General features: G+C 57.6%; 13 protein-coding genes, 1 tRNA gene and 1 pseudogene. 5 read left to right on the top strand and 10 right to left on the bottom strand.

Features of this window, described 5'->3' with window-relative positions:
* Together IGS51_RS19345 and IGS51_RS19350 are read right to left on the bottom strand one after the other, a co-directional pair.
* A pseudogene (locus IGS51_RS19345) lies at positions 1-588 on the bottom strand (hypothetical protein); the annotation flags it as partial.
* A gap of 241 nt (positions 589-829) precedes the next feature.
* Positions 830-1,501, bottom strand: coding sequence for an Npun_F0813 family protein (locus IGS51_RS19350; protein ID WP_297080429.1), 672 nt, complete (start codon positions 1,499-1,501; stop codon positions 830-832).
* 711 nt (positions 1,502-2,212) lie between these two features.
* Between IGS51_RS19350 and IGS51_RS19355 the strand changes: the two genes are divergently transcribed.
* Positions 2,213-2,286: transfer RNA gene (locus IGS51_RS19355), tRNA-Arg, on the top strand.
* 109 nt (positions 2,287-2,395) lie between these two features.
* Here IGS51_RS19355 and ggt read toward each other — a convergent pair.
* The 3 genes from ggt to IGS51_RS19370 all read right to left on the bottom strand — a co-directional run bounded on the left by ggt (position 2,396) and on the right by IGS51_RS19370 (position 6,677).
* A complete protein-coding gene (ggt, locus tag IGS51_RS19360) occupies positions 2,396-3,958 on the bottom strand; it encodes a gamma-glutamyltransferase (protein WP_297080430.1) in 1,563 nt (520 codons plus the stop codon).
* Positions 3,959-4,104: 146 nt separating this feature from the next.
* Complete coding sequence (locus IGS51_RS19365; RefSeq protein ID WP_297080431.1) at positions 4,105-4,803, bottom strand: COP23 domain-containing protein; 699 nt, start codon at positions 4,801-4,803, stop codon at positions 4,105-4,107.
* Between the two features lie 956 nt (positions 4,804-5,759).
* Positions 5,760-6,677, bottom strand: a complete 918-nt coding sequence (locus tag IGS51_RS19370) for a M23 family metallopeptidase (protein ID WP_172354363.1) — start codon at positions 6,675-6,677, stop codon at positions 5,760-5,762.
* Between the two features lie 311 nt (positions 6,678-6,988).
* Between IGS51_RS19370 and IGS51_RS19375 the strand changes: the two genes are divergently transcribed.
* On the top strand, positions 6,989-9,322 hold the full coding sequence (locus IGS51_RS19375; RefSeq protein ID WP_297080432.1) for a cation:proton antiporter: 2,334 nt from the start codon (positions 6,989-6,991) through the stop codon (positions 9,320-9,322).
* Between the two features lie 34 nt (positions 9,323-9,356).
* Here IGS51_RS19375 and IGS51_RS19380 read toward each other — a convergent pair whose 3' ends face one another.
* Both IGS51_RS19380 and IGS51_RS19385 read right to left on the bottom strand, forming a co-directional pair.
* Positions 9,357-10,046: a hypothetical protein gene (locus IGS51_RS19380; protein ID WP_297080433.1), complete on the bottom strand. Its 690-nt coding sequence runs from the start codon at positions 10,044-10,046 to the stop codon at positions 9,357-9,359.
* A 972-nt stretch (positions 10,047-11,018) separates the two neighbouring features.
* The gene (locus IGS51_RS19385) at positions 11,019-11,174 is read right to left on the bottom strand and encodes a hypothetical protein (protein ID WP_297080434.1); all 156 of its coding nucleotides are present in this window, start codon (positions 11,172-11,174) and stop codon (positions 11,019-11,021) included.
* Between IGS51_RS19385 and IGS51_RS19390 the strand changes: the two genes are divergently transcribed.
* The gene (locus tag IGS51_RS19390; RefSeq protein WP_297080435.1) at positions 11,162-11,686 is read left to right on the top strand and encodes a hypothetical protein; all 525 of its coding nucleotides are present in this window, start codon (positions 11,162-11,164) and stop codon (positions 11,684-11,686) included. The two genes, IGS51_RS19385 and IGS51_RS19390, sit on opposite strands and share 13 nt — an antisense overlap.
* A gap of 243 nt (positions 11,687-11,929) precedes the next feature.
* On the opposite strand, the gene IGS51_RS19395 is transcribed toward IGS51_RS19390, so the two are convergent.
* Positions 11,930-12,400 (bottom strand): hypothetical protein, encoded by a 471-nt coding sequence (locus IGS51_RS19395; RefSeq protein ID WP_297080436.1) that lies wholly within the window; start codon positions 12,398-12,400, stop codon positions 11,930-11,932.
* On the opposite strand from IGS51_RS19395, the gene IGS51_RS19400 reads away from it, so the two are divergent.
* Positions 12,355-14,100 (top strand): penicillin-binding protein 2, encoded by a 1,746-nt coding sequence (locus IGS51_RS19400; protein WP_297080437.1) that lies wholly within the window; start codon positions 12,355-12,357, stop codon positions 14,098-14,100. The genes IGS51_RS19395 and IGS51_RS19400 overlap by 46 nt on opposite strands.
* Positions 14,101-14,171: 71 nt before the next feature.
* Here IGS51_RS19400 and IGS51_RS19405 read toward each other — a convergent pair whose 3' ends face one another.
* Positions 14,172-15,599 carry an ABC transporter substrate-binding protein gene (locus tag IGS51_RS19405; protein ID WP_297080438.1) on the bottom strand — a complete coding sequence of 476 codons (1,428 nt, stop codon included), beginning with the start codon at positions 15,597-15,599 and terminating at the stop codon, positions 14,172-14,174.
* A 565-nt stretch (positions 15,600-16,164) separates the two neighbouring features.
* Here IGS51_RS19405 and IGS51_RS19410 point away from each other — a divergent pair.
* The gene (locus IGS51_RS19410) at positions 16,165-17,313 is read left to right on the top strand and encodes a DUF1517 domain-containing protein (RefSeq protein WP_297080439.1); all 1,149 of its coding nucleotides are present in this window, start codon (positions 16,165-16,167) and stop codon (positions 17,311-17,313) included.
* Between the two features lie 40 nt (positions 17,314-17,353).
* On the opposite strand, the gene IGS51_RS19415 is transcribed toward IGS51_RS19410, so the two are convergent.
* Positions 17,354-20,773, bottom strand: coding sequence for a UvrD-helicase domain-containing protein (locus IGS51_RS19415; RefSeq protein ID WP_297080440.1), 3,420 nt, complete (start codon positions 20,771-20,773; stop codon positions 17,354-17,356).
* Positions 20,774-21,038: the final 265 nt, after the last annotated feature.

Raw genomic sequence — 21,038 nt, forward strand, 5'->3', positions numbered from 1 at the left:
CGCCGGAGCCGCCGGAGCCGCGTCGGGCGCAGTTTGGGCGATCGCCGGAGGATCAATCCAGACCGCCGCCGAGGCAGCCGCACTTGCCCCGTTGTAGATAAACCAGGCAATCACAACCCCCAAAACCCCTACGCCTATCACCGCTAGCCACTGCCAGATTGCCAGGTTCAGCTTGCGCGAAGACACCGCCAAAAACATACCCGCGCCCACCAGCAAATACATCAGCAGGAAAAACAGGTCGGCGGGAGACGCATCCGGTTCCTTGCCCCAGCCAATTTCCCACTGTCCAAGAATCAAATTGCCAATAAAGAAAGACAGCATTCCCAGCCCAATCAGCAGCCAAACCGTGCGCCCGCTCACAATCAGCGGACTGCGCCAGTTGCGAAAACAGAGAATGGACGCTCCCAAAAAGGCAATATTTTCCAAAAAATAGGTCGTAATGCCATACCACTCTGGACGACCCTGCCCCGGCAGCGGCACGCTAAACAGCAGGAAGAACAGCAGGGAAAACACCGCCCACAGGATAGCGATGATGACAATGGTCTGCACTGGGATGGCCGAGGAAGAGCCAGGGGTTTTCTTAGCCACAGAATCACTCCTTAACTGGAGGGCACAGGAAGATGCGGGTTGAGAATAGCCAAATTAAAACAGAATTTTTCACAGTTTTGACGCTCAATGGCAACTTTATTAAGAAGCCGCAGGGTAAAAAGCTGCACTAGACCACAATGCAAGGCGACGAGTCTGACTGATTGAGCGATCGCCCTCAATGAATAATCGCGGAATAATCGCAAGATAAGGATCGAGCAGAATGCTTGCGAATACCTGCCAGCTATTGCCAGTCTTTTCCAGAGGGAGACTGCTTGAGCCAGTTTAGGAACTGTGTGCGATCGCCCTCAGACATATCCTGAAGCGCATCCAGCACCCGCCCCGTGAAGCTAGTATTCCCAAAATGCTCCTTGCCCAAGCGCAGCAACTCCAGCAGCAGCGTGTTCAGATGATGCTCTTGCCAGGGGGGCACCTGGAGCGATGCCAGCGGGTCAACCGTCAGAAGCTGGTTAATCGCATCCGGCGACTCGGCTTGAGGAAACCGCCACTGCTGAAATACGCTGGAAATTTCTTTCTGAAACATGCCAGCCTGCCGTCCCCCCAGCAGATCTTCAATATCAATGTAGACCGCCTGGAGCAGCAGCAGCGCCGCCTGAATCAGGGCTGGAGACGTGCTATCCGTTGCCACCTGGTCGCCACTGTCCGCAGCAAGCTGATCCAGCCGCACCTTGCCCCACACGCTATAGCGCTCTGGCTCCTCCAACAACACGCAGGCTTTGCCCCGATTATCCGTCAAATCGCGCCAAAAGGCTTTTGCGTCTTCCTCCTGAGCCGCGTTAAACACGCTGATCAGCCGAAAGGACTGTCCCTGGTAATGCAGAACAGGAATCTGTTGATCTTTTTTGGGGTGTTGAACGCTCGTAATTTCAACATCCTGCCGCTTTAAGATAAACATGATTTGGTCGGTTGACTCCTGTCAGGGCGGGGGTGTTGGAAAACCGCCGTTCGATGGGCGATACACACTGGATTGGTCTAAGTGTACACCTGATACCGGATTCGTTTAGCGCTGGGCACTGGGACGAACTTGGTTCTGGACAGAGCGCTTAGACGGTGGACAGACCGTTTGCAAGGTCAAGACCCCGCAAGCGTCGGATCGTATAGTAAGCGTATAGTAATTTTGATGGGATGAAACGCGGACGCTGGAGGAGCGATTGCAAGGCATGAAATCTGCCTTAGGGCAAGCTTGGGAGCAATGGTCTCTGCTGAACAGCTTGCCGGAGCGCAGGACTCAGATATTGGGCGAGTCCAAACCCTTTGGGGGTTTATTCTAAACTTGCTGATCGGTTCATATCGACTCGTTCGTGTGTTAAGTTGGGCTGGTTTAGTTTTCCCATCTTGTCTGGGTTCCCTAACGCCGCTTGGTCGTCTGATTAAAAATATGAGTTGGCATGAGTTGGCATAGGGTGTGCTTCAACCTGGAAATTCTGGAAATTCTGGAAATTCTGGAAATCCGCACTTCAGAATCCTGTCCGCAACGGCTGACGCTTTAAGCAATCACACTTCAAGCAAGCGGGTGTAACTGATAGAATCAAGTTCATCTCAAGCCTATGAGTTGTGTTGTAGGTCAGCCGGATAGACAGCTACACGTATCGCGTAAGGTTTGCTGGCTCCAGTAGCTCAGCCGGATAGAGCAACTGCCTTCTAAGCAGTCGGTCGCAGGTTCGAGTCCTGCCTGGGGCGTTTTTGATTTTGAGAAGCTGAGTTGAGAAGCTGAGGTCTGAGGGGCTGAAGTTTGAGAATCTAATTGAAAATCTAAAAAATTTGAGAATCTAGAGGAATCCGAAGATCTCTATTCGACCAGCGCGACAAAGCCGCTGCGACGGCGATCGCCCGCACCCGTCAGCCTGCCATCCGGGTTCGCCAGCACCGCATGAACCCCACCAAAAAACATATTCTGCTGTTCCCACGGCACGATCTCGCGGTTCCAGGGAAATTGAGTGTGGACTTTGGGAATCTCAAACCCTGGCTCTAGGTTCATCACGTCTGCTTCCCAGTGGATGCGAGGTGAGTTTACAGCCTGCTCAATCGGCATCTGAAAGTCGATGACGTTGGAAATCACCTGCAAAATCGCCGTGCGAATCCGGTTCGAGCCTCCAGACCCCAGCACCAGTTCTGGCATTCCCGCCGCCAGCACCATCGTCGGAGCCATCATGGAAGAAATTCGCGCATCAGGCGGCCACTGGTGAAACCCGCCAGGATGCAGATCTGCCTCGCCCAGCATATTGTTCAGCATGATGCCCGTTCCCGGAATCGTATAGCCCGACCCTTCGCCGTTGGAGGCAGTAATGCTAGCCGCATTGCCCTCGCCATCGATGACGCTAAAGTGGGTCGTGCTGCCCCATTTGTTCACCCCTGCCGTCTGCAAAAGCTGCTGGGCATAGCGATGCAGGTGTGCCTCTGCCAGAAAGCGCTCTGCCACATCGGGCTGGTTGATTCGGGAGTCGTAGCCATCGGCACGAGCCAAGTTGGTGAGCCGCATCACGTCTGCCAAAAGCGTCAGGTGCGCCTCTGAGCCAAATTCGTACCCTGCAACCTCGACTTGAGACAGCAGCGCCAGCGCAAAGGCAATTAGGCAGCCGCCGGAACTGGGGGGCGGGTTGGTAACGAGCGTGGTGCCCCGATAGCGAGTCATCAGGGGCGATCGCTCGATGACGCGATACTGGCGCAAATCCTCCAGCGACAGATAGCCGCCCCGCGTTTGGGAATCTTTCACCAGCGCATGGGCAATCTCGCCTTCATAAAACGCCTGCGGTCCCTCCTGCACCAGCAGCCGGATCGTCTCTGCCAGGTCGGGATTGTAGAAGCGATCGCCCGGTTGCAGCAGTTCCCCCTCTCGCGTGCAGAGTTGCCCCATCTCTGGACAGGCCAGCAAAATCGGCCGCAGGATTTGAAAGCAGTAAGCCTGGAAGTCGCCGATTTCCACGCCCGCCGTGGCGTAGTGCAGCGCGGGTTCTGCCACAGCCGACATGGGCAGCGGCCCCAGCCGACGGTGCATTTGAAATAGACCCGCCACAGTGCCCGGAACGGCGATCGCCCCCAGCCCAATATGAAACTCCTGCACCGCCGTTCCAAAGTCCACCAGCACTGGATAAAACTCGACCGCCTCGACGGGTCTCCGCTGGCGCGGAGTCTGGGTAAAAAAATCGAACAGAATATTTTGCCGCTCCGCCGTGTGCGCCAGCAAAAACCCCCCGCCTCCCAGCGACGTAAGGGTTGGTTCTGTAACGCAGGATGCCAGCATCGCCGCCGCCGCCGCATCAAACGCATTGCCCCCCAGCCGCAGCATCTCGGCTCCAGCTTCGGCGGTTTTGGGGTGTCCGGCGGCGATCGCACCACGGGTCTTGGCGGGCATGAGGCAGGTCTGAAATAAAGGGGTGACGGGTTCGCCTGCTGGCAACGAGTCATGCAGGCTTCAGCCTATTATGCAGGCTTCAGCCTATTATGCAGGCTTTCGCCACCCCATTGGTTCAACCCTGTCTCCTGCCTGCCAAACTCCTCCTACCGAAAGAGATCTGGATTCAGCCGATAGCTGCCAGAGTTTGAGCGGGCGGGAACCGCAGAACGCAGGCGATCGCCCGTGCCCCCATCTGCCGGGTCGAGGAACGGCCGCAGGTTGATACCGCTGGCGGATGCAGGGGAGGAACGGCGGCTGCGGGGCAGGCGGAGATTCAGCGCATCGCCAATTTGCTCGATCAGCCGACCGTCGCGCCCCTGGAAGGTCGTCACGCCCTCGGTGCGCTGGCCGCTGTCGGCCACGGTCAGGTTTTCAAACACGCGATCGCGCACGATGATCGGGTCTTGTCCGGGCGGCACTGTCAACACTAGGCGACAGTCGGGAACCTGCTGGGTCGTGGCGCAGACGACGTTATAGCCGTTCAGCGTCCCGGTTTTCAGTTCCGTCAGCCCATCAGGACGATAGGACTCCAGCCGCCGCGCAATCTCAGCACAGCGGCGATCGGCCGTCCAGCCGCCGCCCAGCGTTGTGGGACGCGCCCAGGGATAAAGTTGCCCTGGCTGGCTGGCGGGCGAATACATCACCTGATATTCGCCATTTTCAAACTGGCAGCTAAAGCGGGTGCCGCTGGGCACGGTCTGCGCGGCGGCGGGTTTGGGCATCGTCATGGCCCCCATGCCGACCACCACCGCGACACCTGCTGTGCTTGCCAATCGTTGCCAGAGGTTAAATTGTTGACGCATGTGAGGCTCTCCCTTTCCTGATGTGCCTGCGAATGAATTGGTCAGGACTTACACACTTGCGATAAGTTTTCTGGTTTTTGGAGGATTTCTTGCGGGCTGCGCCCGCAAGAAATCCTCCAACTGCGTAAGTCCTATTGGTAATAGAAGGAAGTGGGACTGGAACAGGGGCGATCGCCCATTACCCAGCAACCCAGTGCCAGACTGATTCCATCGATTCAGTCACCTGTTAGGCCCAGTTCTATACAAACCCTGGACGGGTCGCCTCAGAAAAAGTGCCTGAATCAGCCCCGGTTTGGGACAAGGCTCCAAACTTTGCTCACAGGGTTTAAGCCTGGAGAAGCGCTTTGGGGGAGGGCGATCGCCCTTACAAGCCAGCTTCTCACCGATTCACTCGTCCATTGATTAAGTAGGGTTATGTCTAAAGGCAGGGATTGGCGTAAAGTTTTATAACAAAATTGCTGTGTCTCTTGTTACAATCTCCTGTAGGGAGGAAAGCGAAATATTCCGTGCCTGTTTTGAGATAGCCTGTTCGGGATAGCTTATTTCAGGGCAGACTGCTCGGAATGTTTCCGGCTGTCTTCTCACGCCCTTCTGCACGAATTGGGAACGCGCAGTTTGGGTTTTCTCCAAGCTAAAAAGACAACGTCATCAAACATGGTAGGGGCTGGCTCATTGGGTCAGCCTTTTTTCATGTTCTGAAATTTTCATGTTCTGAAATCTGCCTTGAAATCTGCTACTTGAACACCGCAAATTGCCACCGGAACGTCCACAAAAATCCTGCAAAAATCCTGCAAAAGTCCCATAAAAAGAAAGAAACCCCCGGCCGAAGCCGGAGGGTTCAATCAGGGTGCATCTACCTATAGCTTCAGAGTTCAGGGCAGCCTATCCGGAGAAAACGAGGCCAATCTCGCCAACTTTCTGGTCAATTTTGCAGAAAATCAGGCTGCACGGCGGGACTATTCAAACCCCTGATTGCGCCAGGGCACCGGATCGACGGACTTGCCATTGACAAACAGCCCCCAGTGCAAGTTTGGCCCGGTCGCAGAACCCGTCGCGCCGATCGCCCCAATTCGCTGGCCCGGCTGCACAAAGTCGCCCTCCCGCACGTCGATGCGGCTGAGGTGGATGAAGATGCTGCTAACGCCCTGGCCGTGGTCAATCCCAACCGAGTTGCCGTGCAGCACAAAGCCATCCTCTACGCGCCCCACCAGCACCACCCGTCCCGCCGCCGGAGCCACCACGGGTGAACCCTGTCCACCTGCATAGTCCACGCCGCGATGATAGTAGTTCTCAGCAAACACGCCGTTATAGTAGCGCCGCACGCCATATTCTGAACTCACCCGTCCACTGGCGGGACGCGCAAATGCGCCACGCCAGTATTTCTCCGGCGATACGATTTGCTTTAGCGCATCCACACGAGAAAACTCGTACTCGGTGCCGCCAGAGCCGCCGCCTCGCACCCGAATCCGCTGCACAGGAAACGAGCGATCGCGCAGCGTGATCGCCACGTTTCGCGGCTCCCCCATACCCGACACCTGGATCACCTTGCGCCCCGGCCGGTCGAGCGGCGTGGTGGGCAGCAGCGCCCGATAGCGATTTCCACTTAGCGGAAACACAGGATAGGCCGTGCCGTCCATCGTCACAGTGGGTGCGACCTCACCAGGAACCGTGGGCCGCAGCACGACGGCGATGGTATCTCCCAGACGGGGATTGGTCGGCGCGATTTGCAAATCGGTTGCCTGGGCAGGCGCGATTAGAAGGATGAGCAGGGCGATCGCCCCTAGCCCAGCCCCCAGAAGCATCTGACGGCCCTGACGGAGCTTGCGAAAGGCTGCGGTTACCGAAAGCGACCGGACTTTGAAGAGAGGAGTCATGGCAAGGCGCTAAAACTCGACAGTGGTTGCCCAGAAGGTTACCATCGATCGCCCGTCCAAGTCTAAGGCCGAGTCTAAAAAGATTGCGTCTGGCTGATCCCAGAGTCTTAGAAGCCATGCCAAAAGGCTCCGTCTAAAGCGATCTTAGAAAGATGTTAGAAATCTGCATTAGGAATCTGTGGGCATGGGGCGATCGCCGTTCCGCGAAATCGGAGATTGCCTTAAAGTGAAAGAAGGTTAAGTTTTTTTATTTTTCTGAGTATTGGGTAAGGACTCAGAAACACTCGAACACACGAGGAACCCTTCAGCCCGTGCAAGAAGATTTTCGTCTCATTGTAGATTTAGTCGTGGTGCTGGCGGCGGCGGCCGGGGGCGGTCTGCTGGCGGCGCTGCTGCGACAGCCCGTACTGCTCGGATACCTGCTGGGTGGGGCAATCGTCGGGCCCGCGGGGCTAGGACTGGTGAAGGAACTGATCCAGGTGGAAACGCTGGCCCAGTTTGGCGCGGCGTTTTTGCTGTTTGCGCTGGGGGTGGAGTTTTCGCTAAACGAACTGCGGAAGGTGCAGGCCATTAGCCTCGGCGGTGGGGCGCTGCAAATTCTGTCTACGATTGGCATTACGGCGCTGGTGTCAGTTGGCATTGGCTGGGTCACGTCGCCGACGCAGGGCATTTTCCTCGGCTCGATTCTGTCTCTGTCTTCCACGGCGGTCGTGCTGAAGTGCCTGATGGAGCGCAACGAAACCGAAACCCTGCATGGGCGCGTCATGCTGGGTATTTTGGTGGTGCAGGATTTAGCCTTGGGGCTGATGCTGGCAGTGCTGCCTGCGCTGGAGGCTCCATCGGGCGAAATTGGCGCGGCGGTGGGCGTGGCACTGCTGAAGACCGCGATGATTGCGGGCGGGGCGATCGCCGCTGGGATCTGGCTAATTCCACCGCTGCTGCGCCTGCTAGCCCGTACCGAAAGCCGCGAACTATTTCTGCTGGGCGTAGTGGCGCTGTGTCTGGGCATTGCCCTGCTGACGGAGTATCTGGGGCTGTCGATTGAGATGGGCGCGTTCATCGCGGGTCTGATGATCTCTGAGGTGGAATACGCCGACCAGACCCTCACCTACGTAGAGCCGATTCGAGATATTTTCGCCACGCTGTTTTTTGCAGCCGTGGGCATGTTGATTGATCCCCGCTTCATTTGGGAGAATCTGGAGCTAATTTTGGGGCTGGTGGCGCTGGTCTTTGTTGGCAAGTTTTTAATTATTGCGCCCCTGGTTCGCGCCTTTCGCTATCCGCTGAAGACAGCGCTGATCACCGGCCTGGGGCTGGCGCAGATTGGCGAATTTTCCTTCGTGCTGGCAAGCAAAGGGCAGGTGCTGGGTCTGGTGTCGCGCCGGGTGTATCTCCTGATTTTGGGCACAACTGCGGTCACGCTGGTGTTTACGCCGTTTGTGCTGCGGCTGGTTCCCAAAGTGTTTGCCTGGGCAGAGTCGGTTCCGGCGCTTCGCAACTGGCTGGAGGGGGGCGAAGGCCCCCAGGAGATTTCCGAGGCGCTGCCGCAAAAAGATCACGTCGTGGTCTGTGGCTATGGGCGGGTGGGTCGCACCATCGTCCGCCTGCTGCGGGAGAACAACTACCCCGTGGTGGTGATTGACCAGTCGGAGCAGCAGATTCAGAAACTGCGAGAGGAGCAGATTCCCTATGTTTATGGCAATGCGGCCAGTGTGCATGTGATGACGGCGGCGGGCGTAGAGCAGGCGCGGGGGATGGCGATCGCCCTGCCGGATGCCATGAGTACGCGCCTTTGCCTGAAGCGATCGCTCGAACTAGCGCCCGATTTAGACGTGGTGGTTCGCGCCGCGCAGGACAAAGACATTGAACTGCTGTATCAGCTTGGGGCGAGAGAAGTCGTGCAGCCAGAGTTTGAGGCCAGCCTGGAGCTTTCGGCGCACCTGCTCATTGGCACCGGGCGATCCGTGACCGAGGTGCTTCAGGAAGTAACCGAAATTCGCAATAGCCACTATCGAGAACTGCGTCCTCAGCAGGATTCCAAAGACGTATCTCGCGATCTCCAGGCCGCCACACAGGACATGAACAGCAAGTGGTATGCCCTGCCTGACCAGTCGCCGCTGACGGGCATGACGCTGGAAGAGGCAGACCTGCGGCGGATTGCAGGCGTGAGCCTGATGGCGATTCAGCGGCGAGAGGGCGATCGCATCGACTATCCCGACGCGCAAACCGTTCTGCAATCGGGCGATCGCCTGCTGCTGGTGGGCGATGCATCAGAAATTGCCACCTTCAAGGATCTGGCTACTGGAGAAGTGCCCGTGCCCGCCAAAGACCTCTCCTGCCAGTGGGTTGCCGTACCTGATGCCAGTCCGCTGGCGGGACAAACCCTGGGCGATCTGGATTTGACGCAGACCTACGCCGTGCAGGTGCAGGCGGTGCGCCGAGAGGGACAGTTCATCCGCTTTCCCGACGGCTCCATTGAAATTCAGGCGGGCGATCGCCTGTTGCTCTGCGGCACGCTCTATCACCTCAACCACGCTTACCAATGGATCACTGCCGCCTCGCCCATCTTGCCTGCGCTGTCTCCGCCTACGCTCAGTGTCCCGGTGATGGATACCGTCCCACGGGGCGATCGCGAGGCTTCTTAAATCAAACGCTGTTGCAGTTCAACGCGGTTGAACCCTAGCTGGCCCGTGAGCTAATCTGCGGCCCCGCCCAAAGATGCGTCTTGATCAGCCCAAAGGTCAAAGGCTGATCTTCTGTGGCGACGTGCGTTTGTCCCCGCAGATCGACCGTGCAGTAGTGAACTTCGGGATCGCCCAGGTTGCAGCAGCGAAACAGCGCCCGATCAGGATATTGCTGACTCCAGCCCAGCAGCACCGCATTGGTATAGTTCACAAAGCTGGGCGCAAGCGTGTAAACATTGCCCGAAAACTGCTCCCACACCACGGCATAGTCCGACGCATGGCTGGCAGCAAAGCGCGACTCAAACTCTCGACACAGGAGGCGATCGCCCGTTTCTGACCAGGCAATTGGAATGGCGATCGCAATACTGCCCGCCAGATCCGACTCACCCTGCTCAGCAAAAGGATTATTCGACAGGGGCGAAGTCGGCGATACGGTTCGCAGCTCGCGGGTCTGCAAATTTTCCACAAACAGGGCGCTGCTGACCCGGCTGCGGCTGATATCCGTGCCAACCTGCATTTGCAATCGGCTATAGGCGATGTACTGACCATCTGGCGACAGCAGCGCCGACGTGCGATAGGTGTGTAGACTGGCGGCTGGCGCTTCGGTTTGGGTCGTCAGCACCCAGTTCCAGGGGACGGGAAAGGGGCTGTCGATCGGGTCAAGCTGGACAGGCGGTTGGTTCATGGTGGGCAAGCAACTCAAAAACGGTGTTTTCAAAAAGGCAATTCAAAAAGGCAATTTTCTAAAAAGGAACAAACTGCTGAATCACAATTCAATAGAGAAGTCCGGCCGATTGCCTGTTTTAACCCAGCGCCGCAAGCACTTGTTAGCACAAGTGTCAGCATGAGGCTGCAATCAAATCGCTGCTTGAACCTGATCCAAATCCAGTCCAAGCATCAACGATTTGTCCAGTTGGGTTAAACAAACTGGGTGAATAAAAAGTACAAGAATGCCGGGTTCAAACCCATACAGGTTCAACCCACTTGGAGCAAAAGCTCAGGTTTACTCAGGCTTTAGGGTTTGTTAGACCTAACATGATTGAATGATTTCTGGCAGGCACAGCCTGTGAGCAATCCGTGAGCAATCTTTCAAACCTTAAGCACTAATTTCAAGCGCGTGAATCCTTTCTATTAGTCTGTTAGATTTTCGGCAAAAACCTTTGTCAGACTTTAAGCAACTGAAAGGAAGCAGCAGGGTGACAGGCGGTAAGGACGACTAGCCTCTGAACCTAAAGCTTCTAAGACCTGAGGATCAAAGGCAACAGATCAAATCGAAGGCAACAGATTCAGAGGTAACGGAGAAAATGAAGACCGTCTGCGAGTGTGCTACTGAGCAAATTCCACACACCATATCTTAGGTATAGCAACTCTTAGCAAGATTGACGAATGTCGCGTCGAACTTTGTAACAACTCAAAGTAATGCTCAAAGTAATGCTCAAAGTAACAGCTCAAAGGCAAAGCTTGGAGTCATAGAGTCAGAATCGTGATTTTCGGAACGGAATTTTTAGAGAGAGGCAGGGAGATTTTCTTGAGTGGGGCTTGTTCCGCTCCCGAATTCTTCCACTATGATTGGAACAACGCCGCGCTTGGAGCGCCTGTACTTGAATTATGACCGCTGCACCCCGTCCTCCTGCCAGAAGCCGTCGCCCCCCTGTGCCTACTCAAACGGCCCGTCGTCCAAGTCCCAGGCGGTTTGATGCAGCATCGGCCCATAGCGGTGGCAAGCTTGCCCCATTTCCCCAGCGGGGAGAACTGGCTCCGCTGCCTCCGCGTCCTGTCCGAAAATCGCCGCCAGTGGAGTTGATTGCGTCACCCCGATCTGGGGCAACACTCCAGCCTGCTTCCCTCAATCCGCCGCCGAGGCTTCAACGAACTGCGCGGCGGCTGGCTCGATCGGCTCAGCAGCAGGGCGATCGCCCAGTGGTTCAGTCCATTCCGGTGGCTCGAAAACCGCGCTGGCTCAATCAACTGTTGCGGACGCAGCGGGCCTCGACGGTGATTACCACAGGGCTGGTGACGCTGAGTTTCGCAATGTACGGCTGGACGGTCTACATCCAGCATCTCTGGCGCGGCGAATTTGACCGGATGCAAGCGCTAGAGCGACAAGAACGCCAGCTAACGGCAGCCAGCGAAACCCTGCGGCAGCATCTTGCAAATCAGGCCGAGCGCCCCGACTCTGGGCTGATCTTGCCCACGCCCGAAAGCGCGATTTTCCTGCCTGCACCGTCGCCCGCGCCTGCCCAAAGCGCAGTCCAAAGTCCAGTCCAAAGCCCAGCCTCGGAGCCTGCTGCGCCCCTGCCCGCAGAAGTGCCAATGGCCTATTAGCTGCCTATTAGCTAAAGCGACTTGGGCTAGCGCGGGATCGCTGGACAGGCTCAGGCTTCCAAAATCTGGCTCGCCTGTCCCAACGGGGCATTTTTATTCTCAGTATTTTTGGCTCAGTATTTTTTGGCATTGTCATGACCCAATCGGTTCCCCCACCCTCTGGTCTTCGACGATCCCAGCGTGCGGCTGGCAAGCGTTCTTCTAGTCCTGCAAGTAAACCTGCAAAGACGACGGGACGACCAGCTACCAGTCCGCCCCGTCGTTCTCCTGCCGTCTCTGTCCGCCGCCTGCTGCGACAGTGGGGGCGATCGCTGAACGCAGCCTGGCAGGTTCTCCATGATCTGGGCGAGGGGCGATTCCCGCAGGGATCGCTTCGCAAATCTCCCGCACAAGGGGCAACTCGGTCTGCTGCCCAGCGGACGGCCCGTTCAGTCGTATCACCTCAGCGGCCGTTGCGGCGTGCATCGCTGGCGGGCCCATCTCTGGCAGGCGCATCTCTGGGGGGTGCGTCCCAGGGGCGATCGCCCCGTCAGAGAACGCCTGATCCAGCAAGTCCGGGCCGTTCTGCTCGATTCCCCCAACCCCGTGTGAAATCGTCGGGATCGCGCCCCCAGCCGGGGAAACGGCAGACAGCCCCTCGATCAACAGCCCGCCCAGCGTCGAAGTCTGTGCGTCCGCGTCGGGTCGATCCCGCCAGCCATCCCTCAGCGGCACGGATGCTGCTGGTGTGGGGCGTGTTGACCCTTGGCGCAATCGGGCTGACGGCAAATCTGTTTCGCTTGCAGGTGCTTCAGGCAGATGTCTTGTCCAGCCGCGCCCAAGCTCAGCAGACGGTGAGGTTGCAGCCGATTTTGCCGCGCCGCCCAATTGTCGATCATCAGGGTACGTCGCTGGCGGTGGATCGGCTGGTTTACATGCTCTACGCCCATCCCAAGCTGTTCAAAAAGTCCAAGGATGAGGTGGCCGAGGCGATCGCCCCCATCCTCAACCAGTCCTCAGTAGATTTGGCTAATCTGTTCGACGAGCAGGACAGCGGCATCGAGGTTAACTTTGGGCTCTCGGAAGATGCCGCCGACCGGATTCGGGCCCTGCGGCTGGACGGGCTGGAACTGCTTCCCCGACAGCAGCGCTTCTACCCGCAGCAAGACCTGCTAGCGGAGGTGGTGGGCTACGTCAACCTGGATCGAGAAGCGCAGGCAGGCGTGGAGTATACCCAGCGGGCAGCCCTAGAGCGGTCGAACCAGGTGGCTCGCTTTTTGCGCGGCGGAAAGGATCTCGTAAAACCAGGCGAAATTCCCAGCTACGTGCTAAAGCAAGACGACCTGCGGCTGCAACTGACGGTGGATCGGCGGCTTCAGCAGGCAGCCCGCACAGCCCTCAAGCAAAAAATGACCGAATTTGGCGCAAAGCGGGGCGCGGTGCTGGTGATGGAGGTGCAAACGGGGGCGCTGCGGGTGATGGCGACGGAGCCATCCTTTGACCCCAACCAGTACTACACCTACCAGATGGATCAGCTCCGCAACTGGCTGCTGACCGATCCCTACGAGCCGGGTTCAACCTTCAAGCCAATCAACGTGGCGATCGCCCTAGAAGCAGGCACCGTCCGCCCCAACGACAGCTTCTATGACGAAGGGCGGATCTACATCGGTCCCTGGCCGATTCAGAACAGCGACGGCGCGGCGCGGGGTTCCCAAACCGTCGGGGAAATCGTCGCCCACTCTAGCAACGTCGGCATGGTGAGAATCATGCAAACGCTGAAGCCAGAGATTTATTACGACTGGCTGGCAAAGATCGAACTGGCCCAGCCCACGGGGATCGATCTGCCGTTTGAAACAGCCGGCCAGGTGAAAAAACGGGATCAGTTCCTGGGCGATCCGGTGGAGGTGGCGGTGACTGCTTTTGGGCAAGGCTTTAGCCTGACCCCGGTGCAACTGCTGCGGCTGCAAGGGGCGATCGCCAACGGCGGTTTCCTGGTCACGCCCCACGTCGTCGAAGGACTCTTTGACAGCAGCGGCAAACCCCACTGGCAGCCCCAATACCCGCCGCCCAAGCAGGTTTTCTCGCGTGAAACGGCGCAGGCCGTGCTGGGCATGATGGAAAAGGCTGTCGAAGAAGGCACAGGCACGCCCGCCCAAATTCCTGGCTATCGCATTGCTGGCAAAACGGGGACGGCTCAAAAAGCCAGCGCCACGGGCGGCTACGACAACGTTGCCCGAATCACCAGCTTCGTCAGCCTGTTTCCGGTTGAGGCTCCCCGCTATGCGGTGCTGGTGGTCATCGATGAACCTCAGGGCGACAATGCCTACGGCTCCACTGTTGCCGCGCCCATCGCCCGCGACGTGATGGAAGCGCTGATCCGCATTGACCTGATTTCTCCCAGCAAGGCTCCGGATACGACGGTCGTGGAGCAGTAGCGCAATGTGGAGCAGTAGCGCAATAATGAGTGGCGCAAATGTGAATGGCGCAAATGGCGGTCCATCCCCCTTCACGGCTGAGACACGGGATAAAAGCTATACCCAAACTGGGACTGACTGGGGACGATTTCCACGAGCTGCATGGCCTGATTGCGATCGCCCGATGGTAGGAACCGCACCACACCCGTCGCACCTTCAATCGTGTCCTCATTGGAGCGCAGAGATTCCGCAATAGCAGCGCGATTGGTTTTGCCAATAGAAATGGCTTTTATAAGGGCGATCGCCGCGTCGTAGGCCATGGCGGTGCGCCAGTTCACGTCGCCCCCCCAATATTGCCGCGAGGAGCGCACAAAGGGCGCATTGGGGTCTGCCAGCAAGATCCACGGCACGGCGACCACCATGCCCACCGCCGACTCGCCGCCGACCTGCAACACGCGGGGATTGTAAAGGCTATCGCCCCCTAAAATCGGCAGCCGCCGTCGATTAATTGCCACGACTTGCAGCGCCGGGTCGAGCGTGGCTGTGTTAGCCGCCAGCACCAGCACCTCTGCCCCCTGCTGGGCAGCTTGGTCAAACGAAGCCACCGAATCGAACCCCGCAGCCGACAGGTCAAACTCGCCCACAACCTGCCCCCCATCGCTAAAGACAGCCGTCGTAAATTCATTTTTGAGGGAGGTGCTGTAGGCGCTTTGGGAATTGTAGAAAACCGCAGCTCGCTGAACCCGCAGCCGCTCTAGCATATGCCGAGACAGGGCCGCAGCAGTAAAGCGATCGCTCGGCACGGTGCGAAAGATGTACTGCCCTGCGCCCGAAAGCTGAACCGACGTGCTGGTGGGCGAGATCATAACCAGTCGGCCGGCTTCATAAACCGGGGCAGCCGCCAGCGTGGCATCGCTGCCAAAGTGCCCAATCACACCCAGCACCGAGCGATCTTTGACCAGCGCCTCCGCCACCTGCGGGGTCACGTCGGGGCTATTGTCGTCGTTGACAATCATCACCTTAAGGGGCACACCGTCGATGCCGCCTGCACGATTCACTTCATCCTGAGCCTGGGCCACGCCCCGCAAGATTTCCAAAGCCGAATTTGCAGAGGCGGCGGTCGGGACGGCCACGGCAATGGTGTAGGAATTCTGATCCCCAATGCGGGCATTGTTCAGATAGATCAGCGCCTCCGGGTCGTTGCGGTTTGCCTGGAGGGAGGCCTCCAAGTTGGCGATCGCCCCCTGATAGTCTCGATTGGCCAGGGCTTTCACGGCCGCCTGCTTCTGAGAGGAGGCTCCTTCGGGAAACAGCAGTTGCGCCCCGGTGCTGAGGCGATCGCCTACGCGCCCTGCCCCGCCGCCCTGCCCCGGACTGCTTGTGGAGGGAGAACCGCCCTGCCCGATGCCCACACCACCAAAACCCAGATTTCTGCCAAACCACCAAATGCCGCCTGCTAGCAGCAACAGCGTCACCAGCAGCGACAAAATCAGAGGAAGCGTTTCATTTTTCTGAGACATAGGCGTTTGGGTAGGGCACTCAGCCGCAAGATAACCGCGTAAAATCCGTTCTTTTATCAGTTCATACTTATCAGATTACGAGACCTATGACGAATTGGCGGCCGATTCTGCCGGTTCTACGGAAGCAGGCAGCATGGGTAGAGAATGTTGCCCAACGCCCGTCGTCGCCTACCTCCATTCTTCCCAAAAGCGCTGCGGATAAAATCGCTGCAAGCCTTCCAGACACTTGGGCTGGTAATCTAAAATCGCCAATCTAAAATCCAGAATTGACAAATCCAGAATTGACATTAGTTGAGATTACTTGACGTTCTCTCTGGCTCGTAGGATTATGCGAGACATCCCAGGCTCCGCGCTTCACTGACTCCCCTCGGCTAGGCAGTGTCTTAAAACTTTCTAGGTTGTTGATTGCCTTGAGTCGATCCCCCTAAATCCCCCTTATTAAGGGGGACTTCCGGAGTGGTTCGGCTCGGTTCCCCCCTTTTTAAGCGGGGCTAGGGGGGATCAAAAGGCTTCAAAACACGAACACGCCCTAGACGCGGCCAAGAATTCGCCAAAGACAAACATCATGGCTAAACACATGACCCGGTTTCGCAAGATTCGCCAGACGGTTCAATTTGGTGCAACGACGCTGCTGGCGCTGGTGCTGGTCAATGGCCTAAGCGTAGACGGAACGGGCGGGCTAAGCGGGCGAGAGTTTCTAACGGGCAATCCCCTACGGCAGGGCTTTGCTCGACGCGCTGAGGCGGCTTCGGGCGGTCGCTATCGCGGCGGCACATTCAACCGTCCGTCGGGCGGCGGATCGGCCGGGGGCGGCTATTCCGGCGGGGGGTATTCGGGCGGCGGCTACTCTGGCGGCGGCTATTCCGGGGGCTATGGCGGTGGCTATACCTCGCCCGACTATTTCCCCGTACCGGGGCGCTACTATCCGCCGCCCGGCCCCATTTATATTCCGTCCAATCGGCCACCCGTGATCGTTGCCCCCGGCGGCGGCTATGTCACGCCCGTTGGCGGCGGGGGCGGGGGTGGGCTGTTTCTGCTGTTTTTCCTGCTGCCTGCGGGGCTGATGATTTTTTCCACCGTGATGTCGGCCATGCAGCGCACGGGGCGATCGCGCATTCCGGCGGCTCGTCCGGGGCGCGGCGAACTGGAGAACGACATTGTGACGGTGACGCTGCTCCAGGTGGCGCTGTTGTCCCAGGCGCGATATATCCAGGAGCGGCTGAACCAGTTAGTGGCAGGCATCAATACCGACACGAAGGCAGGGCTGTCGGAGGCGCTGCGAGAAACGGTGCTGGTGCTGCTGCGATCGCCCGAAAACTGGACCCACGCCCGCGCCCTATCCAAGACCGTTTCCAGCCGCGAGGAAGCTGCCCGCCTGTTTGAGCAATGGTCTATCGAAGAGCGAGGCAAATTCACCTCCGAAACCCTGGTGAACGTGGGCGGCAAAGTTCGCCGCCAGCCGCTTGACCTCAACCCCAATGACGACCCCGCCGCCTACATCGTGGTGACGCTGATTGTCGGCACAGAAGACGACCGTCTCCTATTTGGCCCCATCCACACGGTCGAGGAACTAAAGCTTGCCCTGCGCCGCCTGGGGGCCATTCCGCCCGAATACCTCGCCATCTACGAACTGCTGTGGACTCCCCAAGACCCCACCGACAGCCTCAGCCGCGAGGAACTGCTGACGGGCTATGCCGATATGGTGCAGGTTTAGGGTCTAGCCGGTCGAGGGATTCGGTAATCAGATAAAGGGATTAAATCACTCGCTGCAAGGTTGTGATCTTCGGGTCAATGATCTTCTGCCCCTGCCCTGGAAACTTGATGGCAAGGCAAATCTTGTTGCCTGCGCCAAAGATGTGAGTCACCTGGCCCGCGCCGTAGGCTTTGTGAACGACGCGATCGCCCACTTTCCAATCATCCGCGTGGGTGTTGGGCAAGCTTTCCTGGGCCCGCTTCGCCTTCACCTCGCGGATGGGGGTTGCCATTTTCTTGGGCAATGCGCCCACCGCGCTGGTCAGCAGCAGTTCTTTGGGCAGTTCTGCCAAAAACAGCGACGGTGCAGCGGGTTCCCGCGTGCCATATAGTCGCCGCTCGCGGGCATAGCTGATGAACAAACGCTCCTTGGCGCGGGTAATGCCGACATAGCAGAGGCGGCGCTCTTCCTCCAGCGAGGCGGGGTCTTCCATCGAGCGGAAGTTGGGAAACAAGCCCTGCTCTACGCCAACGAGAAACACCACGGGAAACTCCAGTCCTTTGGACGAATGCAGCGTCATCAGCGACACTTGGCGCTGGTCTTCCTTCGTATTGTCCAGGTCAGAGGCAAGGGACGCATTGGCCAGAAACATTAGCAGCGTCGCGCCTTCGTTCTCTTCCTCAAATTGCAGCACCGCGTTATAGAGTTCCTGCACGTTTTGCAGGCGATCGTCCGCTTCGTCCGTGCCCTGCGCCTTCAGGTCTGCCACATAGCCCGAATCCTCCAGCACCCCCTGCACGATTTCCGCAGGCGGCGTGTCTTCCAGCTTCGCTTGCCAGGTCTGGATGATGTTGGCAAAGCCGCTGACTGCCTTGGCAGAGCGCCCCGCCAGCGTGCTGACCAGGGTTTCATCGGTCAACACCTCCCAGAGCGTGCGATCGAGGTCGCGGGCAGCAGACTCCAGCCGATCGATCGTGGTCTTGCCGATGCCGCGCCGGGGCGTGTTGATGACGCGCTTGAGGCTCACGGTGTCTTGCGGATTGGCGATCGCCCTCAAGTACCCCAGCACGTCCTTAATTTCCTTGCGGTCATAGAACCGCAGCCCGCCGACGATGTTGTAGGGAATGCCGTAGCGCCCCAAAAATTCCTCAAACGCCCGCGACTGCGCGTTCGTGCGATAGAGAATCGCAAAGCTGCCCCAGTGTAACTCCGGGTTATGTTGCTCCAATTGGCGAATCTGGTCGATCACGAATCGCGCCTCGTCGGTTTCGTCTTCCGCCCGAAACAGAAAGATCGACTCGCCCGCGCCCCGCGTCGCCCGCAGCACCTTGTCGATCCGCTCGGTGTTGTTTTCAATTAGCTCATTAGCCGCTTCCAGAATGTTCGCCGTCGAGCGATAGTTTTCCTCCAGCTTTACCATCGTCCGCGTGTCGTCATCCGGCAGCCCATCGCCAAAATCGTCCTGAAACTCCAGCAAAATCCGAAAATCCGCTGCCCGGAACGAGTAAATCGAGTTATGAACCAGAACCCCATTCGCAACATAGTTATGACGCTGATCAATCTCCAGGTCATACACCACACCGCGATAGTCCTCCTGCCAAACTCGGCTCACGGGCACATCCTCTAGCTTCCCGTCTACCTCTAGCAGCACCCTCATGCCGACGTGTAAATGCGACAGCGGCATGAAGTCATAGATTTGCCCTGAAATTTGGGCCCGGCGGCGAACCTCAAGTTGTCCCGCCACTGCCACCGACTTCGCCAGAGCTACTGCTTCTCGATAAGAGGCCCGCGCCGTCTCAAATCGATAGGTTCCGGGCAACTTTCCTGCCCGAATCGGCACTCCTGCCGCGGTTAAGTGTTCGGCAATATCTAGCCGATTAGACGACCACTGGAGGCGGTGATCAGACTTGATGGGCGATCGCTCATTTCTCACATTCCCGAACATCGTCAGGTTCAGGGTTTGTCGCCGCAGCCCGTTTTGCGGGCGATAGTGCGGAAATTCGGGATGCAGCCACAGGTCTTGCATCAGCCGATGGGCGTTGCCAATCGTATCAATTTCCTGAAACAGCTTGAAAATTAGGTCATCTGAAATTCTGAGCTTGCGGCCAACACTGTGAAATACCATCGTTGGCAAGCCGTACTGAGCCGCAAAATACGCCTCATAGTACACTGCTTCTTCATAGCTATTGGTCGCCTTCAGAACCCAGAGCTTATCTGCACATTCTTGCGCCACACGCACCTTAAAACCAATTTCCTCCCGACCATAGTCATTCTGTCGTCGTCCAGTCGTGATGCCAATCCGGTATCCCCGATCTGCCCGATACATCAGGTACACGTAGTACCGATCGTCAAGCGGCACTGCCCGCCCCAACAAAATGTGATGCGGTGTTCCCTTCAGCACCTGACCGCCCGCCTCGATGCACCACAAACTGCCCTGAAACTGGCTTTTATGAATGTGAGTGATTACTCCAGGACAGAGATCGGTTTGTCCCCCAGTTGCTAGGACGGTATCTCCTAGTTTCAAGTGTTCAACCGCAACCAAACCATCCGGGGTTAACACCTGGGTTCCTGGCGGCAAGCATTGGTCTGCATCGCCCACAACGAATACAGAACGGTATTCCCAGTCTTTGAAATTTTCCGTCTCTTCGCCGTTCGTCACCAATAGTCGAATCAGGTCATACTGCGTGCGGTTCGTATCCTGATATTCGTCCACCAGGATGTGCCGAAAGCGTTTGTGCCAGTATGCCAAAACCTGTTCATTTTGGCGAAATAGCTGGACGGGAATCAGAATTAAATCGTCAAAGTCAAGCGCGTTATTTGCGGCGAGTGCTTTTTGATATTCAGCGTACACATTGGCGATTGTGCGTCCGCGAAAGTTGGGCTGTTCTCGTTCCAAATCAGCGGGCGACCAGCCCTGGTTTTTGGCATTGCTAATGGCGTAACGGACCGAGCGCGGGTCAAATTTCTTGTCATCCAGATTGAGCTGATTGATGACAATATCCTTCACCAATGCCTGTGCGTCGGATTCGTCAAAGATGGAAAAATTGCGGTTCCAGGAATAGCCGCCAGGATGCTGAAACTTTTCAATGTCAAATCGCAAAATGCGGGCACAGAGCGCGTGAAACGTACCGATCCACAGGTCTTTGGTAATCGTTTTATAAACAAAAGACTTCAGCCGCGTTTGCTCATGTTCGGGCAGTGCCTCCAGGGGCTTACCGTGCTTGCTCTGGGCCTCGCGCTCGGCAAACAGCTTTTCAATCCGCTCCTTCATTTCGCGGGCGGCTTTGTTGGTAAACGTCACCGCCAGAATATTTTCGGGGTCTACCCGATGGGTCAGCACTAGGTTGGCGATGCGGTAGGTCAGCGCCCGCGTTTTGCCAGAGCCAGCGCCCGCCACCACCAGCAGCGGCCCACAGTAATGCTCGACGGCACGGCGCTGGGACGGATTGAGGTGGGCGAGGAAGTCGGCGGTTTTGGGCATGGGGTGAGGAAGGGGGAACAGGGAGCGCGGAATGCTGGAGGTGAGGGAAAGTCGGGATGGAGCAGGGGTTAAATCCAATACCCCAATGTCTTTCACCCGTCGATCTGACGCATTTTCTGAGGTATTTAATGATTAACCATTCTGACCCGATTCGTGAAACTTCCGCGAAACTTCATTGTAGAAACTTTAAGGGCAGAAGCTTTAGGTTTGGATGCGGGCGATCGCCCCTAGCACCAACTCCCCCAATGGCGCGACGAGTCAAGCT

The organism is Thermoleptolyngbya sp. M55_K2018_002, assembly GCF_015295965.1.
GTDB lineage: Bacteria > Cyanobacteriota > Cyanobacteriia > Elainellales > Elainellaceae > Thermoleptolyngbya > Thermoleptolyngbya sichuanensis.

Bases quoted from the DNA above. Each gene is read 5' to 3' on its own strand.
- IGS51_RS19350 (WP_297080429.1), bottom strand. From the start codon at position 1,501: ATGTTTATCTTAAAGCGGCAGGATGTTGAAATTACGAGCGTTCAACAC.
- ggt (WP_297080430.1), bottom strand. From the start codon at position 3,958: ATGCCCGCCAAGACCCGTGGTGCGATCGCCGCCGGACACCCCAAAACC.
- IGS51_RS19365 (WP_297080431.1), bottom strand. From the start codon at position 4,803: ATGCGTCAACAATTTAACCTCTGGCAACGATTGGCAAGCACAGCAGGT.
- IGS51_RS19370 (WP_172354363.1), bottom strand. From the start codon at position 6,677: ATGACTCCTCTCTTCAAAGTCCGGTCGCTTTCGGTAACCGCAGCCTTT.
- IGS51_RS19380 (WP_297080433.1), bottom strand. From the start codon at position 10,046: ATGAACCAACCGCCTGTCCAGCTTGACCCGATCGACAGCCCCTTTCCC.
- IGS51_RS19405 (WP_297080438.1), bottom strand. From the start codon at position 15,599: ATGTCTCAGAAAAATGAAACGCTTCCTCTGATTTTGTCGCTGCTGGTG.
- IGS51_RS19410 (WP_297080439.1), top strand. From the start codon at position 16,165: ATGGCTAAACACATGACCCGGTTTCGCAAGATTCGCCAGACGGTTCAA.
- IGS51_RS19415 (WP_297080440.1), bottom strand. From the start codon at position 20,773: ATGCCCAAAACCGCCGACTTCCTCGCCCACCTCAATCCGTCCCAGCGC.